Origin of the sequence: Streptomyces sp. TG1A-60 (assembly GCF_037201975.1) — a bacterium.
GTDB lineage: Bacteria > Actinomycetota > Actinomycetes > Streptomycetales > Streptomycetaceae > Streptomyces.
The window spans coordinates 4,225,512-4,241,303 of the sequence record NZ_CP147520.1 but is presented as its reverse complement, the minus strand read 5'-3'; the positions used below and the strand labels follow the sequence as shown (position 1 = coordinate 4,241,303).

Genomic DNA, 15,792 nt, shown 5'->3' with positions numbered 1-15,792 from the left:
CCACTCCACGAGATGCCCCACACCCGACGCGAGCCCACCGCCCCCATCAAGCTCGCACGACCGCCATCGCCCCCGCAGAAACTACCCGTTTCGCCCTACTTGGCGGCACCTTTCCGTAGTCGCACTCCGTCGCCATGGCTGCGCCCGGAACGTCTCGACCGGTAGGCTTTCCGTGTGATCTTCAAGCGCATCGGAAACGGCCGGCCGTACCCCGACCACGGCCGGGAAAGCACCCGGCAGTGGGCGGACGTCGCGCCGCGCCCGGTCCGCCTCGATCAGCTCGTGACGACCAAGGGGCAGCTGGACCTGGAGACCCTCCTCGCCGAGGACTCCACGTTCTACGGCGACCTCTTCGCGCACGTGGTGAAGTGGCAGGGCGATCTGTATCTGGAGGACGGCCTCCACCGCGCCGTACGAGCCGCCCTCCAGCAACGCCAGGTCCTGCACGCCCGCGTCCTCGAACTGGACTGACACCAGGCCGCCCTGGTTGGCCCTTTCGGGTCGGACTGCAGCGCGGTGAATGATCATCTAGTAGGCATCACCGCCCGACGGCACTACGCTGCGCCCATGAGCATGCTGACTCCTCCTGGCATGGGCGGCCAGTACCGGATCACGGGGGACAAGTACCCGAGACTGCGCCGGCCCAAGAGGCGCCGCAGGCTGGCGCTCGCGGCCATCGCGGCGGTGACCGCGCTGGGCCTCGTCGGCTGGGGAACGCTGCAGCTCATCGACGTCTTCACCGGCGACGAGAACCAGGCAGCCGCAGCAGGTCCCAAGGCGGACTGCGCGACCCGCGTGAGCCCCTCCCCAACGGCGGGCGGCCGGGCCGGGAAGTCCGGAACGCCCGAAGGTTCCGGGACTTCCGGGAAGGGCTTCCCTCCCCCGGCAAGATCACCGTGAACGTGCTCAACGCCACGCCCCGCGCCGGTCTCGCCAAGGAGACCGCGGACGAGCTGAAGAAGCGCGGCTTCCGTATCGGGAACGTGGGCAACGCGACCAAGGAGTACGACAAGAAGGTCAAAACCGCCGCGATACTGCTCGGCGCGAAGGCCGCCCAGGACACGGCCCTGCCCGTCCTCGGCACCCAGCTCACCGGCGCGCAGCTGAAGACCGACGGCCGCGAGAAGGCCACCGAGGTCGACCTCGTCATCGGCACCGGCTTCAAGTCCCTCAGCAAACAGAAGGACGCCGACCGGGCCCTGGCCGAACTGGCCAGGCCCCAGCCGACGCCCACAACCGGGAAGACCTGCTGAACCGAGCCCCGTAAGGGACCTGCCCTCGTACCCTCGTACGGGCTACTCGGCAGCCCCGTACAGCCGGTCCCCCGCGTCTCCCAGCCCCGGCACGATGTAGCCGAGTTCATTGAGCCGCTCGTCGACGGCGGCGGTCACGACCGTCACCGGGGCGCCCGCCAGCTCGCGCTCCATGATCTCGACGCCTTCGGGAGCGGCGAGGAGCACCACGGCGGTCACATCGTCGGCACCGCGGGCGATCAGCTCACGGATCGCGGCGACAAGGGTGCCGCCGGTGGCGAGCATGGGGTCGAGGACGTACACCTGGCGCCCGGACAGATCCTCGGGCATGCGGGTGGCGTACGTGGACGCCTGGAGCGTCTCCTCGTTGCGGATCATGCCCAGGAAGCCCACCTCGGCGGTCGGCAGCAGCCGGACCATGCCGTCGAGCATGCCGAGGCCCGCCCGCAGGATCGGCACGACGAGGGGGCGCGGGTGGGAGAGCTTGACGCCCGTGGTCGAGGCGACCGGCGTCGTGATGTCGACCTGCTCGGTACGCACGTCCCGGGTGGCCTCGTAGGCGAGCAGGGTGACCAGCTCGTCGGCGAGACGGCGGAAGGTCGGGGAGTCGGTGCGCCGGTCGCGCAGCGTGGTGAGCTTGTGAGCGACCAGGGGGTGGTCGACGACATGGAGACGCATGTCCACAACAGTAACCGGGCCCACAACCGCGGCGCCGCGTCCCCGTCCACCCTTCCGATGGCATCAACCCCCCGCCAGAGGGAAAGCGGGAGACACATAGCCGAAGCGGTGAGCCGACGCCGGACGGTGGTGCCCCCATGACAGCCGAAGACGAAGGACCCCGGACGCCTCGCGGGACAACACAGCCGACCCGGGAGACCAGGTGGTCCCCTCGCGAAACGGCGCAGACCACCGGTGGCACACCGCGAACAGCGGGCCGGACGGCGCGGACCGCCGGTGAGCAGACACAGGCGGCCGACGGGGAGACAGGGGCGGTGGCCGGGGCGCAGGCCACCAGCGGGGAGACGCGGACGGCCGGTGGGGAGACGCAGACGGCCGACGGGGCGGCGAGCGCCCGGCGGGAGAACGACGCGGCGCGTCGTCGGCGGCGGGCGCAGTTTCTGCGGGAGCTGACGGAGGCGCGGGAGTTGCGCGACCGGGTCCAGCCGCGCCGCGCCAAGGCCGTGCGACTCCGCCACGCCATGCGCATGCGCACCTTCCGCTGGTGACCCCGGACGAGCCGGCCCCCGCCGTCCTCTCGGCCCACCCAGCCCCTCCCCAGCCCTTCTCGCCCCCTGCCTTCAAGAGGCTTGTGCCGTGCTCGCGAGGCAAGCGGGGGCTCCACGGGGTGGTCGCGCGTCTGCGGAGAGGAAGTCCGCGTACGATCCGCTGGTGGCGGCAACGGGTGCGCAGGTGAAGGGTGGACCTGCCGGCGATCAGAACAGCCGGACACAGGGAGCCGAAGACATCCCCTGGGCGCTCTGTTTCTGCCACGATTCCGAGTGGGTGGGTGCGGACCGCAAGCCTCTCCACCCGCAGCCTCCGCCGGGGGGACCCCCAACCGGCACACCTATGACAGTGGGAGAGTCACGGTGTACTTCGCCGCACTGCTCGCGCGCACCGAAGACGGGTGGGAAGCGAGCGACACAGAGCTCGACGATGTGGAAACCCTGTCGGATCTGGCCGACCTGGCCCGTGAGGCCTCGCCCGACGACGACACGGTGCTGGTGCTCATCGAGCAGGAGGACGCATGGTTCGGCGTCGTCCGCATCGATGGCGAGGAAGACCCTCGTATCTACGTGTCGGACGCCGCCGCCGCTGCCCGCAGCAGCTACGGCGAGATCCTACTCACCGACGAACTCCTCGGAAGGGAACCCGGCGAGGACGAAGCCGACCTGGACTCCCTCGACCTCGACGGCACCGAGGACGGTGAGTCCGACTCCGACGACGATGACGACACGTCCGCCGAGGCCGTGCCGCACAGCCCGGTCGGCGACAGGGAGATCCTCGACGACCTGGGTGTGAGCGAGAAGGAGTTGCGCGCCCTCGACGCCGACGACGCGCTCAACTCGATCGCCGATGCCCTCGGAGCGTCGGAGGTCCTGGAAACGGTCCGATAGAACCCACCCGACCACGGGACCCGCCCGTCGGAACCCGTCCGACGACGGAACCCGCCTGACGCAAGGGCCCGCCCGCTCACGGGAACCATCCGCCGACGGAACCCATCCGCCGACGGGCCCCGCCTGCAACCGGAACCCGTCCGTCCGCACCAGCCGCCACTTCCATCCGCTACGTTCCCCGGGTGACCGAAGCAACCGACGCAGAGGCACCGGGTCCCGATCCGGTACGCGACCGCTGGCAGGCCGCGATGCGGCTCGCCCTGGCCGAGGCCGGGCGGGCCGCCGAGGGCGGTGACGTCCCGGTCGGTGCGGTCGTCCTGTCCCCGGACGGCACGACCGTACTGGCCACCGGACACAACGAACGCGAGGCGACCGGCGACCCGACCGCCCACGCGGAGGTGCTGGCCGTCCGCCGGGCCGCCGCCGCACTCGGCGCATGGCGGCTGACCGGCTGCACCCTGCTCGTCACCCTCGAACCGTGCACGATGTGCGCGGGCGCCCTCGTGCAGTCCAGAGTCGACCGGGTCGTCTACGGCGCCCGCGACGAGAAGGCCGGCGCCACCGGCTCCCTCTGGGACGTCGTACGCGACCGTCGGCTCAACCACCGCCCCGAGGTGATCGAGGGCGTACTCGCCGACGAATGCGCCCGTCTCCTCACCGACTTCTTCCGCTCCCGCTGACGCCCGGCACACCGCTCCACCGTTGCGCTGACACCCCGTCGGCAGCTTGTCGGCGGCTCGTCGGCGCCGTCCCCCGGGCCCGCCGATACCGATTTCAAAGCAGGCCTCTCCTTGCTGTAAAGTCTCCCTCGGTAGCGTGTCCGAGCGGCCGAAGGAGCTCGCCTCGAAAGCGAGTGTGGCGCAAGTCACCGAGGGTTCAAATCCCTCCGCTACCGCTCTCACACCCTCCTGACCAGCGGAAACGCGACCAGGAGGGTGTTTTGCGTGCGGCCCGTACTGCACGACCGTGCTGCACCGGAAGACGGCAGGAGCACAACTGGCCCGCGCGCCAGCCGCGTTGCACCTCCCCTCGGAGGGATCTGCCCCTACGGTCCCTCCGAGGGGATGCCCCACAGTCGGCCTCGTCGCCGGCGATCAAGTCCGCCATCACGATGAGCCCGCTCAGACGCGACTGCGCCACCCACGAGGAACCCGACTGGACAGAAGTCCCACTCTTGGTGGTGGGATAATGCGGGTTGGCTATGGAGCACGCGCCTCCGGACGAGACCACCGTCAAGAAGTCCGTCACCATCCCCAGATCGCTTGCCCACGAGGTCGAAGCCGCAGAGGCGCCCGGGGTTTCTCGCGCTTCGTCTCCGACGCCGTCGAACACGCCCTCGCCCTGACCGAAACCAGGGAGATCGTCGAGGTGTTCGAGGACGAGCACGGCTCCTTCACTCCCGAGGAGATCGAGGGGGCCCGCCGGACATGGCACGGCGAGTAGCCCCGGCTTCCCCCGCGCCCTCCTCGTCCTTGATGCACAGCCACTGTCTCTCCTGGCCGACCAGGACCGCAGAATGACCTTGATGCTCAAGGTCGCCGAAGCCGAGGGGTACGCCGCCGCGATCTCCACGGTCAGCATCGCCGAAGTCCGCCGCACCGGACGTGATGATCGTGCCGGAGGCCATGCCGACCACAGCCCGGCTCACGCCCTGAGGGCGGAGACGATCGGGCTGGGCATCGGCTGGGCGACCGGCGACGTCACCGGCGTACGCGCGAGGGTGCTGTCCACCGAGAGGTTCATGGCGCTCGTACCCGCGACCCACCCCCTGCCGGGCACGTCGAGCTGAGGGCGTCCGAACTGTCCACCACCGCTGTTCACCTGGCCCCACCAGATCAACAGCGGTCTCTGCGACCGCCTCCTGTCCGCCTTCCGTATCGGCGGAGCCGACCGGCGCATCATCAGAACCCCGCCGACAGCGTGCACGCCATCGCCGCTCATGTCGCCGCGGGAACGGGCATCGGCCTCACTGCCGAATCCGCACTCACCCCCCAGCCACCCGGCCTGCGCATCATCCCCCTCACCGGCCCTTCCGACCAGTGCCGACCAGGTCGTCCTCACCCCCACCGAGCCGTCGGACGCCGCCTCGGCACTGCGCGATCTGCTGCTGCACGCCTCGTCAGAGTCGCCCTCGACAGAAACACGGTGGTATGTCCCACTCCCGGGAAACCGCAGGTGAGACAGGTGACGTAAGCGGGTTCAAATCCCTCCGCTACCGCCGAAGAAGGGCCCCGTCGTCAGACGGGGCCGCCCTTTTCGCGCGTTGCCAGTCCCTGCCGTGCGCCTTCGAGGTCTCGTCCGTGTGCCTTCGCGGCCTCTCCTGTGCGTGATCGTGGTCTCTCCTGCGAACGGATGATCGGGTTACACTCGCCGCCGACAAAGAGGACCCATGGGGCCCACGGGGCACAAGAGGCGGGGGAGGCTGCGATGGCGGTGCAGGGGAAGAAGATCGCGGTGTACGTGCTCGTGGTCTTCGTGCTGTACGTGATCATCACCGACCCCGAGAAGGCCGCCGACTACGTCCAGATAGGGTTCGAGGGCGTCTCGAACGCCGCCCGGTCCGTCGGCGACTTCATGACCTGGATGGCCAACGGCGGCGAGTAGCGGCAGCGCCGAGCACCACCACACCGTACGACCTCCCCGGAGCGCCCATGATCCGCCACCTGGTCCTCTTCAAGCTCAGCGAGGGCGTCGAGCGCGACGACCCGCGCGTCGTGCGGGGCGTGGAGGCCTTCCGCGCGCTCGACGGCAAGATCGAGGAGATCCGCTCCTGGGAGCTGGGCTGGAACCTCAGCGACCGCCCCGTCGCGTACGACTTCGCGATCAACTCCGCCTTCGACGACGCGGACGCGCTGCGGGCGTACGTCGAGCACCCCGAGCACCAGGCGGGCGTCGCCCTGTGGCGCGAGTTCGCCACGTGGGTGATCGCCGACTACGAGTTCTGAAGCCGACTCCCGGTTCGGAGGACGACTCCCGGTTCGGAGGACGACCCCCGTTTCGGAGGACGACTCCGCATTCGAAGGACGACCACGAGTTTCCAGGTCGACCACATCCAGCGCGGCCCCGGGCCGCCTCCTACGTCGCACCCCCGCCCCGCACTCGAATATGTCGCGCCTCCCGCCCCGCACGCGAACAGTGCGTGCCTTTTACACCCGATCTACACCCGATTGCCCCTCGCACCGTCAACTCTCGCTCAACACGGCGCTATGCGGTGCTTGATCACAGTGCACATGTCTTGTGATGCTATGACCGCTTTTGACGGTTGAGTTGATGGATGAAGAGGTGGCGTTGACCGTGTCGGCCAGTACTGCGCCTCCCCAGGAAGAAGCCCCGGCTCCCGACCTCACGTCGACCCAGGTCACGGCCCAGGTCACCGCCCCCGTCCCGGAGAAGCGCCGCGGCGCCGACACCCGGGCCCTCACTCAGGTGCTCTTCGGTGAGCTGAAGCACCTGGTGCCGGGCACCCCGGAACACAACCGCGTGCGCGGGGCGCTCATCGAGGCGAACCTCCCGCTCGTGCGCTACGCAGCCGCCCGCTTCCGCTCCCGCAACGAGCCCATGGAAGACGTGGTCCAGGTCGGGACCATCGGGCTGATCAACGCCATCGACCGGTTCGATCCGGACCGGGGCGTGCAGTTCCCGACCTTCGCCATGCCGACCGTCGTCGGCGAGATCAAGCGCTACTTCCGCGACAACGTCCGCACGGTCCACGTCCCGCGCCGGCTGCACGAACTGTGGGTCCAGGTGAACAGCGCGACCGAGGACCTCACCACCGCCTTCGGGCGCACCCCCTCCACCGCCGAGATCGCCGAGCGGCTGCGCATCACCGAGGAGGAGGTCCTGTCCTGCATCGAGGCGGGACGGTCGTACCACGCGACCTCACTGGAGGCCGCCCAGGAGGGCGACGGGCTGCCGGGGCTCCTCGACCGGCTCGGCTACGAGGACCCCGAGCTCGACGGTGTCGAACACCGCGACCTCGTACGGCATCTCCTCGTCCAGCTCCCCGAACGCGAACAGCGGATCCTGCTCCTGCGCTACTACAGCAATCTCACCCAGTCGCAGATCAGCGCCGAACTCGGCGTCTCCCAGATGCATGTCTCCCGGCTCCTCGCCCGCAGCTTCGCCCGCCTGCGCTCGGCGAACCGGATCGAGCCGTAGGGCCTGTCCCGCCCACCACTCCGATCCGGTCCTGGCCGTCCGCCCCGCCGCCAGGAGATCCCCGATCGCCGCCCGAGAGGCGTGACCGCCGGTAACCGGAAGCCGCCGTGCCATCGCGGATGGACCGTGGGGCACACGGGGCGCACGAAGGCAGACGGGGCGCACAGAATCGGCCAGCAGGACACGCGCCCAGGCCATGGGCGTAACCGAATGCGCTGTCGAGATATCACCGGCGAGAGCGAATCGACTATCAGTGCCCTTACCGACAGATTCAATATGAAACCGAGTCAGAACGTCTGCTTCCAGGATTTATTCACCCTCTCCATGTCGACATGTCACTACATCGTGTTGCCGACGTGTGACATTCTTCCCCCAGCGCGTTTGCCGTGGCCTCGCCGCCGGTATTCAGGTGGAGGCTGCGTTCCCTACGACGGAGCGTCCGCCGCGACCGTCCGCGACCCAAAGGGGGTGGCATGTCCGCAGACCAGGGCAGCTCGAAGGTGCTCACACTCGCGAAGAGCGAGACCGCGCCCGACGCTATCCAGGCCCCTCAGGACCTTCAGGCACTTGAGGACCTTCCCGGTCCCCAGGTTCCGCCGGCGACTGACTTCCCGGCCTTGTCGGCCTCGGCGAACATCGACACCCGCACCCTGTCCCGCTCCCTGTTCCTGCGGCTGGCCGCACTCGACGAGAACAGCCCCGAGCGCGCCTACGTCCGGGACACCCTGATCGAGCTCAACCTCCCGCTGGTGCGGTACGCCGCCGCCCGCTTCCGGTCGCGCAACGAACCGATGGAGGACATCGTCCAGGTCGGAACGATCGGCCTGATCAAGGCGATCGACCGCTTCGACTGTGAACGGGGCGTGGAGTTCCCGACGTTCGCGATGCCGACGGTCGTGGGCGAGATCAAGCGGTTCTTCCGCGACACCTCGTGGTCGGTCCGGGTCCCGCGCCGCCTCCAGGAGCTGCGCCTGGCCCTCACCAAGGCCAGCGACGAGCTCTCCCAGAAGCTCGACCGCTCCCCGACGGTCACCGAACTCGCCGCCGTACTGGGCGTGTCCGAGGAGGACGTCGTCGACGGCCTGGCCGTCGGCAACGCGTACACGGCGTCGTCACTGGACTCCCCGGCCCCCGAGGACGACGGCGGCGAGGGCTCCCTCGCGGACCGCCTCGGCTACGAGGACACGGCGCTGGAGGGCGTGGAGTACCGCGAGTCCCTCAAGCCGCTGCTGGCCAAGCTGCCGCCCCGCGAGCGCCGGATCATCATGCTCCGCTTCTTCGCGAACATGACGCAGTCCCAGATCGGCGAGGAGGTCGGCATCTCCCAGATGCACGTCTCCCGCCTCCTCACCCGCACGCTGGCCCAGCTGCGCGAGGGTCTCATCTCCGACTGAGCCCCGCCAGACGCGTTGACATGACTTCCGCCGGGGTGCCCTCTTGCGGGCAGCCCGGCGGAAGTCGTGCGTGGACGTACGTACAGGGGGTGGACGAGCGCGGGTTGTACGGGGTGCTCGCGCGGTTCCCCGCGCCCCTGCGAGCACAGGGTGCCCCATTGCCTTCAGACCTGCGGGGAACCGCGGACCAGCCACGACCACACGCGCAGCCGGGCGAAGCGCGCTCGGTGCTCGCAGGTGAGGAATTCACACAGGGCCGGGTCAGTCCGCACCGTCCGCTCAGGGGCCACCGTGACGGGACACTCGGCTTCGCCGACCTCGCCCTGAACGGCCGCCAGGCGCTTGCGCGACCGCCGGTCCGTACGCCACCGCCTGGCACGACACGCTGAGGAACAGAACAGGCGTCAGGCCGTGCCCCGGGGCCCCAGCCGTTCACCACAAGCCCCGACAGTTCCCCTCCCCGGCCCGCCCGGCGCTCCCGGACATCACGCCGACGTAGAACCCACGGCTACTCAAGACCGGGGATCAGAAGCGGGTACTCACACCAGCGCGAGCCACACGACAGCCGCCACCACGGCCAGCGCGGCGACCACACCGACGATCACACCGACACGCGGTCCCGAAGGCGCCGCCGCGGCCTGTCGGCCCCCCGGAGGGGTCTCGTCGACGAAGGCGCGGAACATCTGGGTGTTGCCCGCGGGGTCGTGGGTGCCCTGAGGGCCCTGGTTGTCAGCCATGGCCCGAGACCTTAGCGAATAAGGGATCGGGCACCCAAGCCGGGCACTGGGCCCGCGCCCGGCGCGACCGTCCTCCTTTGCCAAGACTTGGTCCGCGCTGACCCCTATTTCATTTGCCTGCAGCAACCATCAAATTCTATGGTTGCCCCAAGCAACGAAAGCGGGAGAGCTTCATGGCCGGGCAAGCGCACTACGAGGAGCTGGCCCGTCAGCTCAGCGCCATCGGGGTCGTCAAGAGGGAGATGGCCCGGATGCTGCCGTACGACTGCCCCGGCGGATCGGCGGGTGTCCTGGCGCTGCTCGGCCGGCACGGTGAGATGCGGATGAGCCGGCTCGCCGAACTGCTCTCGGTGGACATCTCGGTGACCAGCCGTCATGTCGCCCATGTCGCCGAGCGGGGCTGGATCGAACGCCTCCCCGACCCGGCGGACAAACGCTCGCGCATCCTGCGCCTGACCCACCAGGGCCGGGCCGTGGTCGCCGAGCTGGACCGGCGCAGCAGCCGGTTGATGTCCGACCGGCTGAGCGACTGGTCCGACGACGAGGTCGGACAGCTCACCCGGCTCCTGGGCCGGCTGCGCGAGAGCTTCGGCTCCGCCGCGCCGACCCGTACGCCCGCGTAGAGGCCACCACAACCCGTACACCGCGAAGACCACACAGGAAAAGGAAGCCCATGGCAACGACCACACCAGCCGGTGTGCGGGCTCACGCCAAGCACGGAGGAGGCACCGCCGAAGGTGCCGCCCACAGCGGTGGCGCCCACGCCCCGATGCCGCACCGGCAGATCATGAAAGCGCTGACCGGGCTGCTGCTCGGGATGTTCGTGGCGATCCTGTCGTCGACGATCGTGTCGAACGCACTGCCCGACATCATCAAGGACCTGGGCGGCGGCCAGAGCGCGTACACCTGGGTGGTGACCGCGTCGCTGCTCGCGATGACCGCGTCCACCCCGCTGTGGGGCAAGCTCGCCGACCTGTTCTCCAAGAAGCTGCTGATCCAGCTGGCACTCGTGATCTTCGTGCTCGGGTCGGCCGCGGCCGGCCTGTCCCAGAACGCCGGGACGCTCATCGCGTTCCGCGCGGTCCAGGGCATCGGCATGGGAGGGCTCTCCTCGCTGGCCCAGATCATCCTCGCGGCGATGATCTCCCCGCGCGAACGCGGCCGGTACAACGGCTACCTCGGCGCCACCTTCGCCACCGCCATGGTCGGCGGCCCGCTGGTCGGCGGTGTCATCACCGACACCGACTGGCTCGGCTGGCGCTGGTGCTTCTACGTCGGCGTGCCCTTCGCGGTCATCGCCCTCATCGTGCTCCAGCGGACCCTGCACCTGCCGGTCGTCCGGCGCAAGGCCAAGGTCGACTGGGCGGGTGCGTTCCTCGTCACCGCCGCGGTCTGTCTGCTGCTGGTCTGGGTGACCTTCGCCGGTGACAAGTACGACTGGGTGTCCTGGCAGACGTACACGATGGTCGGCGGCACGCTCGCGCTGCTCGCGGTCTTCCTGCTGGTCGAGACGCGGGCAAGCGAGCCGATCATCCCGCTGCGGCTGTTCCGCAACCGGACGATCGCGCTGGCCTCGCTGGCCTCGCTCTTCGTCGGTGTCGCGATGTTCGCGGGCACGATCTTCTTCAGCCAGTACTTCCAGCTGGCCCGCGACAAGTCGCCGACCATGTCCGGTGTCCTGACCATTCCGATGATCGCCGGCCTGTTCGTCTCGTCGACCGTCTCCGGACAGGTCATCACCCGTACCGGCCGTTGGAAGGCATGGCTGCTCGCCGGCGCGGTGCTGGTGACGGCGGGCCTCGGTCTGCTGGGCACGATCCGGTACGACACCGAGTACTGGCACGTGGCCGTCTTCATGGCGCTGCTCGGCCTCGGCGTCGGCATGATGATGCAGAACCTGGTGCTGTGCACGCAGAACCAGGTGGCCCCCGGCGACCTGGGCGCAGCCAGCTCGGTCGTCACCTTCTTCCGCTCCCTCGGCGGCGCGATCGGCGTCTCCGCGCTGGGCGCGGTCCTGAGCCACCGGATCACGCACTACGCGGAGGCGGGCCTCGCGGGGCTCGGCGTGTCCGGCTCCGCCACGGGCCACGGCGAGATCCCCGACCTGGACGCGCTGCCCGCGCCGGTCCGCACGGTCATCGAGAGCGCCTACGGCCACGGCATCGCAGACGTCTTCCTCTACGCCGCCCCCTTCGCCGTCCTCGCGCTCGTCTGCTCCGTCTTCATCAGGGAAGTTCCGCTCCGGACCACCGGGGCGCTCGCCCAGGCGGCGGAAGCCGAGGCGCCGCTGACCGACGGGGAGGCGGACGTGCCGGCTCCGGCCACCGTGACCGAGGCTCCGGCGCGGCTACGACTCAGGGCGTGGCCGAGGCGACGCCGGTCCCGGACGAGGGGACCAGGTCCCGTGTGGCGGCGGTGATCCGGGCCGCCTCGATCGACATGGGGAACGCGACACGCGACCAGCATCTGTGGTCCCCGGACGTCCTGGACGTCGAGCGGCACCCGGAGATCACGTACGTCTCTACGGGCCTCACGCCCGCCGGCCCCGACCGCTGGACGATCCACGGTGAGCTGGGCACGCACGGGGCCCTGCGGCCGGTCGACCTCGACCTGGCGTACCCCGGCACCGGCGCGGACCCGTGGGGCGGCACGCGAGCCGTTCTCCGGGCCACCGCCGAACTCCGCCGCGATGACTTCGCGATGCACGACAACCAGGTGCCGCAGGCGGGCATCGCGGCGATCGGTACGACGCTGGGGGCAAGCTGGACATCCAGGCCGTCGAGGGCGGGACGCTGCCCCAGGCGTAGCGGCGTGGGTACGCACGACAGGGTCAGGCTCGCGAGTCGGATCACACCTAGGCTCGGCGCATGGCACGGAACATCGCGACCAACACCACGGTCTCCCTCGAAGAGCTGCTCGACTTCGTCCGACCCCGGCACCGGGCGCTGCTGCTCACCCGGCGGGCCGACGGCGGCCCCCAGGCGTCACCGCTGACCTGCGGGGTCGACGACTCCGGGCGGATCGTCGTCTCCACGTATCCCGAACGGGCCAAGACACGGAACGCCAGGCGTGACGAGCGGGTGAGCGTCGTCGTGCTGAGCGACGACTGGGACGGTCCCTGGGTGCAGATCGACGGAACGGCGCAGGTCATCGACTCGCCGGAGTCGGTCGAACCGCTGGTGGAGTACTTCCGCAACATCTCCGGCGAGCACCCGGACTGGGACGAGTACCGGGCGGCGATGCTCAGGCAGGGCAAGACCATCATCCGGATCACACCGGTGAAGTGGGGCCCGGTCGCCACCGGTGGCTTCCCCCCACACCTGGCACAGAACGACTGACCCACCGACAAGCCCATCCTCCGGGTACACCGGTGAAGTGGGGCCCGGTGGTCACCGCGCGGGGAACCCGCGCGGCTGGTGCGCGAGGAGGAGCGGGAGCCAGTGGGGTCGTCATCGGCCCCGTTCCGCCATCACCTCGATGCCGGCGATCAGGGTCTCCAGGGCGTAGGCGAAGTCGCGTTCGCGCATCTCCTCGACGGTGTCGCCGCCGCGGGCCTCCATGAGGTCCGCGGACTGCCGGATGACCTCGTGGGGTTCGAGGGTGTCGGACACCGCGCTCATGGCGTGGCGGAAGTAGTCCTCCTGTGTCATCCCGGCGGCGGCGCAGCGCTGGACGAAGTGGCCCTCGATGGTGCCGAAGCCGTACACGAACTGGAGGACCGCCGAGATGGCGCCGGCCTGGCCGTGCGCGGGCAGTCCGGTGCGACGGATCACGCGCTGCACTGCGAGGGAGAAGTCCAGCGAGTGCGGGCCGATGTTGAGGAAGGTGCCGGCGAGGGGCGACACCCAGGGGTGGCGGACCAGCACCGCCCGGTACTCCCCGGCCAGCGTGCGCAGTTGGGCCCGCCAGTCCTCGTCACTGTCCGCCGGGGGCAGCCGCACCTCGTCGAACGCCTGGTCGAGCGCCAGTTCCAGCAGGTCGTCCTTGGTGTCCACGTACCAGTAGACCGACATCGCCGTCACGTCCAGCTCGGCCGCCAGCCGGCGCATCGAGAACCTGGCCAGCCCCTCCGCGTCCAGCAGCCGTACGGCCGCCGCTGTGATCCGCTCCCGGTCCAGCCCGGACGGCTGCCCTCCCCGCCGTGCCCGCCCTTTCCCTTCCAGCCAGACACTGGCCCGAGCGGGACCTTCGGCTCGACCGACAGCCCTCACCATGAAGCACCTTCCGAGACGTGGCTTCTACGTTGACGTGGCTTCCGCGTTCTCCACCGGTGACGATGCTAGGTGTGCCGGAGCGCGGAAGGCGCGCCGCGCACGCCGTCTTCGGGCGCGCACGGCGCGCTTTCAGGGGCACGGGGAACCGCGCGACCAGGCACGAACACCACTCATCCGCCCGACACCGGAACCCCGCGCGCTATGAGGCGACCACCAACTCCCCACCACCCTTCTCCGCCCTGTGCAGCAGCCCCGCCGCCACCAACCCCCCGAGCAACACGGCCAGGGCCCCCACCAGCAGACTCGTCTCCAACCCGGAGGAGAACGCCGCCATCACCTCCGCCTTCTCCGCCCCCGTGTCCGCCACCGCCAGCGCCGCGGGCAACGACGCGGCGGCCACCGGAATCAGCGCGGCGAACCGGGAGGTGAGCACCGCGCCCAGCACCGCCACCCCCAGCCCGGTCCCGAACTCCGCGAGCGTTCCGTTGATCCCGGCCCCGACCCCCGCCTTGGCCGGCGGAATCGCGCTCATGATCGCGTGTGCCATCGCCGGGTTGGCGATCGCGCAGCCCACGCCGATGAGCACCAGCCCGAGCAGGGTGCCGGTGTAACCGCCGGAGGCCATCGTCGCGATCGAGACCAGGCCGCCGGACATCAGCAGCATGCCCAGCGCGATCGACACCGGCATCCCGAGCTTGGCCGTCCACTTCGCCGACAGTCCGGAGAAGTTGAGCACGACGACGACCAGGGCGAGGGGCGCGATCCGCAGCCCCGCCTCCAGCGCGTCGTATCCGAGCACGAACTGCAGATGCTGGGTGAGCAGGAACAGCGCGCCACCCATGCCGAAGGTGATGAGGACCGCGCCCGCGACGGCACCGGTGAACCGCCGGTCGCGGAAGAAGTACAGGTCGAGCATCGGGTTCGGGATACGGCTCTCCCAGTACGCGAACGCCGCGAGAACGACGACGGCGACGGCGGCCGTGCCCGTCACCCGGCCGGAGGTCCATCCGTGCTCGGGGCCGGAGATGATCGCGTAGACGAGGGCGGTCATGCCGGTGGTCGACAGGAGCGCGCCCGGCAGGTCGGGCCGGTCTCCCCGCGGGTTCTTCGACTCGGGGACCAGGGCGATCACGGCCACCAGCCCCAGCGCGGCGACCGGCAGGTTGATCAGGAAGATCGCGCCCCACCAGAAGTGGCCCAGCATGAAGCCGCCGATGAGAGGGCCGGCCGCGAAGCCGAGGGCGTTGACCGCGCTCCAGATGCCGATCGCCCTCGGCCGCTCCGCGGGCGGGAAGATCTGCATGGCGACCGCGAGGGTCGTGGTGAGCAGCAGCGCGCCCCCGACACCCATCCCCGCCCGCGCGGCGATCAACTGGCCGGTGGACTGGGCGAGTCCGGCCGCCAGCGAGCCGATGCCGAACAGCACCAGGCCCGCGATCAGCATCTTCTTGCGACCGTAGCGGTCGGCCGCGCTGCCGGCGGTGAGCAGCAGACCCGACTGCACCAGCGAGTACGCGTTGATCATCCACTGGATGTCCGAGGTGGCCGCCCCCAACTCCTCGGTGAGGGAGGGGATCGCCACGTTCAGCACGGTGTTGTCCAGCAGCACGGTGAGCTGCGCGAGACAGATGACGCCGAGGATCAGCCAGCGTCGGGGGTGGCCCTGGGCGGTGAGGTCGGCGGAGGTGGCGGGGGCAGTGGGGGCAGCGGAGGTCGACACGCTGTACACCGTAGAACAGTTCCTGTACGGCGTACAACGACATGCGGTGGCGTACGGCAAGGGCGGTGGCCCGGAGTTCAACCTCACCCCGGGCCACCGCCCCGCTCCTCGGCCGACCGTCAGCCGTCACTCGCCGGCCGACCGTCAGCTGTCGCTCGCCGGCTGCGTCAGGTCGTAGGACGCACGGCCGGAGGTCCTT

General features: G+C 69.9%; 18 protein-coding genes, 1 tRNA gene and 2 pseudogenes. 17 read left to right on the top strand and 4 right to left on the bottom strand.

What is annotated here, in order from left to right; all coding sequences use genetic code 11:
• Positions 1–174 precede the first annotated feature (174 nt).
• Together WBG99_RS18210 and WBG99_RS18205 are read left to right on the top strand one after the other, a co-directional pair.
• Complete coding sequence (locus tag WBG99_RS18210; protein ID WP_003999914.1) at positions 175–471, top strand: type II toxin-antitoxin system VapB family antitoxin; 297 nt, start codon at positions 175–177, stop codon at positions 469–471.
• Positions 472–591: 120 nt separating this feature from the next.
• A pseudogene (locus WBG99_RS18205) lies at positions 592–1,253 on the top strand (LytR C-terminal domain-containing protein).
• 42 nt (positions 1,254–1,295) lie between these two features.
• On the opposite strand, the gene upp reads toward WBG99_RS18205, so the two are convergent.
• The gene (gene upp, locus WBG99_RS18200; RefSeq protein WP_338897312.1) at positions 1,296–1,931 is read right to left on the bottom strand and encodes a uracil phosphoribosyltransferase; all 636 of its coding nucleotides are present in this window, start codon (positions 1,929–1,931) and stop codon (positions 1,296–1,298) included.
• Between the two features lie 314 nt (positions 1,932–2,245).
• Between upp and WBG99_RS18195 the strand changes: the two genes are divergently transcribed.
• The 10 genes from WBG99_RS18195 (at position 2,246) to WBG99_RS18150 (ending at position 8,922) form a co-directional block, all read left to right on the top strand.
• Positions 2,246–2,479: a hypothetical protein gene (locus tag WBG99_RS18195; RefSeq protein WP_338897311.1), complete on the top strand. Its 234-nt coding sequence runs from the start codon at positions 2,246–2,248 to the stop codon at positions 2,477–2,479.
• 363 nt (positions 2,480–2,842) lie between these two features.
• Positions 2,843–3,370, top strand: a complete 528-nt coding sequence (locus WBG99_RS18190) for a hypothetical protein (protein ID WP_338897310.1) — start codon at positions 2,843–2,845, stop codon at positions 3,368–3,370.
• 248 nt (positions 3,371–3,618) lie between these two features.
• A complete protein-coding gene (gene tadA, locus WBG99_RS18185) occupies positions 3,619–4,050 on the top strand; it encodes a tRNA adenosine(34) deaminase TadA (RefSeq protein WP_338900388.1) in 432 nt (143 codons plus the stop codon).
• A 130-nt stretch (positions 4,051–4,180) separates the two neighbouring features.
• Positions 4,181–4,265: transfer RNA gene (locus WBG99_RS18180), tRNA-Ser, on the top strand.
• A gap of 293 nt (positions 4,266–4,558) precedes the next feature.
• Complete coding sequence (locus tag WBG99_RS18175; protein WP_338897309.1) at positions 4,559–4,813, top strand: hypothetical protein; 255 nt, start codon at positions 4,559–4,561, stop codon at positions 4,811–4,813.
• Positions 4,814–4,886: 73 nt separating this feature from the next.
• Positions 4,887–5,159: a hypothetical protein gene (locus tag WBG99_RS18170; protein WP_338897308.1), complete on the top strand. Its 273-nt coding sequence runs from the start codon at positions 4,887–4,889 to the stop codon at positions 5,157–5,159.
• A 638-nt stretch (positions 5,160–5,797) separates the two neighbouring features.
• Positions 5,798–5,974, top strand: a complete 177-nt coding sequence (locus tag WBG99_RS18165) for a hypothetical protein (protein WP_338897307.1) — start codon at positions 5,798–5,800, stop codon at positions 5,972–5,974.
• Between the two features lie 47 nt (positions 5,975–6,021).
• Positions 6,022–6,315: a Dabb family protein gene (locus tag WBG99_RS18160; protein WP_338897305.1), complete on the top strand. Its 294-nt coding sequence runs from the start codon at positions 6,022–6,024 to the stop codon at positions 6,313–6,315.
• 325 nt (positions 6,316–6,640) lie between these two features.
• On the top strand, positions 6,641–7,528 hold the full coding sequence (locus WBG99_RS18155) for an RNA polymerase sigma factor SigF (protein ID WP_338897304.1): 888 nt from the start codon (positions 6,641–6,643) through the stop codon (positions 7,526–7,528).
• Between the two features lie 473 nt (positions 7,529–8,001).
• Positions 8,002–8,922 carry an RNA polymerase sigma factor SigF gene (locus tag WBG99_RS18150; RefSeq protein WP_338897303.1) on the top strand — a complete coding sequence of 307 codons (921 nt, stop codon included), beginning with the start codon at positions 8,002–8,004 and terminating at the stop codon, positions 8,920–8,922.
• 539 nt (positions 8,923–9,461) lie between these two features.
• Here the strand turns inward: WBG99_RS18150 and WBG99_RS18145 are convergent.
• Positions 9,462–9,659: a hypothetical protein gene (locus WBG99_RS18145; RefSeq protein WP_338897302.1), complete on the bottom strand. Its 198-nt coding sequence runs from the start codon at positions 9,657–9,659 to the stop codon at positions 9,462–9,464.
• Positions 9,660–9,832: 173 nt separating this feature from the next.
• Between WBG99_RS18145 and WBG99_RS18140 the strand changes: the two genes are divergently transcribed.
• The 4 genes and pseudogenes from WBG99_RS18140 to WBG99_RS18125 all read left to right on the top strand — a co-directional run bounded on the left by WBG99_RS18140 (position 9,833) and on the right by WBG99_RS18125 (position 12,997).
• Positions 9,833–10,282, top strand: coding sequence for a MarR family transcriptional regulator (locus WBG99_RS18140; protein WP_338897301.1), 450 nt, complete (start codon positions 9,833–9,835; stop codon positions 10,280–10,282).
• 50 nt (positions 10,283–10,332) lie between these two features.
• The gene (locus WBG99_RS18135) at positions 10,333–12,078 is read left to right on the top strand and encodes an MDR family MFS transporter (protein WP_338897300.1); all 1,746 of its coding nucleotides are present in this window, start codon (positions 10,333–10,335) and stop codon (positions 12,076–12,078) included.
• Positions 12,042–12,466: pseudogene (locus tag WBG99_RS18130) on the top strand (YceI family protein); the annotation flags it as partial. The gene WBG99_RS18135 and the pseudogene WBG99_RS18130, both read left to right, overlap by 37 nt.
• A gap of 60 nt (positions 12,467–12,526) precedes the next feature.
• A complete protein-coding gene (locus tag WBG99_RS18125; protein WP_338897299.1) occupies positions 12,527–12,997 on the top strand; it encodes a PPOX class F420-dependent oxidoreductase in 471 nt (156 codons plus the stop codon).
• 111 nt (positions 12,998–13,108) lie between these two features.
• Here WBG99_RS18125 and WBG99_RS18120 read toward each other — a convergent pair whose 3' ends face one another.
• Together WBG99_RS18120 and WBG99_RS18115 are read right to left on the bottom strand one after the other, a co-directional pair.
• Positions 13,109–13,873, bottom strand: a complete 765-nt coding sequence (locus WBG99_RS18120) for a TetR/AcrR family transcriptional regulator (RefSeq protein ID WP_338897298.1) — start codon at positions 13,871–13,873, stop codon at positions 13,109–13,111.
• A 199-nt stretch (positions 13,874–14,072) separates the two neighbouring features.
• Positions 14,073–15,593, bottom strand: a complete 1,521-nt coding sequence (locus WBG99_RS18115) for an MFS transporter (RefSeq protein WP_338897297.1) — start codon at positions 15,591–15,593, stop codon at positions 14,073–14,075.
• Between WBG99_RS18115 and WBG99_RS18110 the strand changes: the two genes are divergently transcribed.
• Positions 15,571–15,771: a hypothetical protein gene (locus tag WBG99_RS18110; protein ID WP_338897296.1), complete on the top strand. Its 201-nt coding sequence runs from the start codon at positions 15,571–15,573 to the stop codon at positions 15,769–15,771. The genes WBG99_RS18115 and WBG99_RS18110 overlap by 23 nt on opposite strands.
• Positions 15,772–15,792 lie beyond the last annotated feature (21 nt).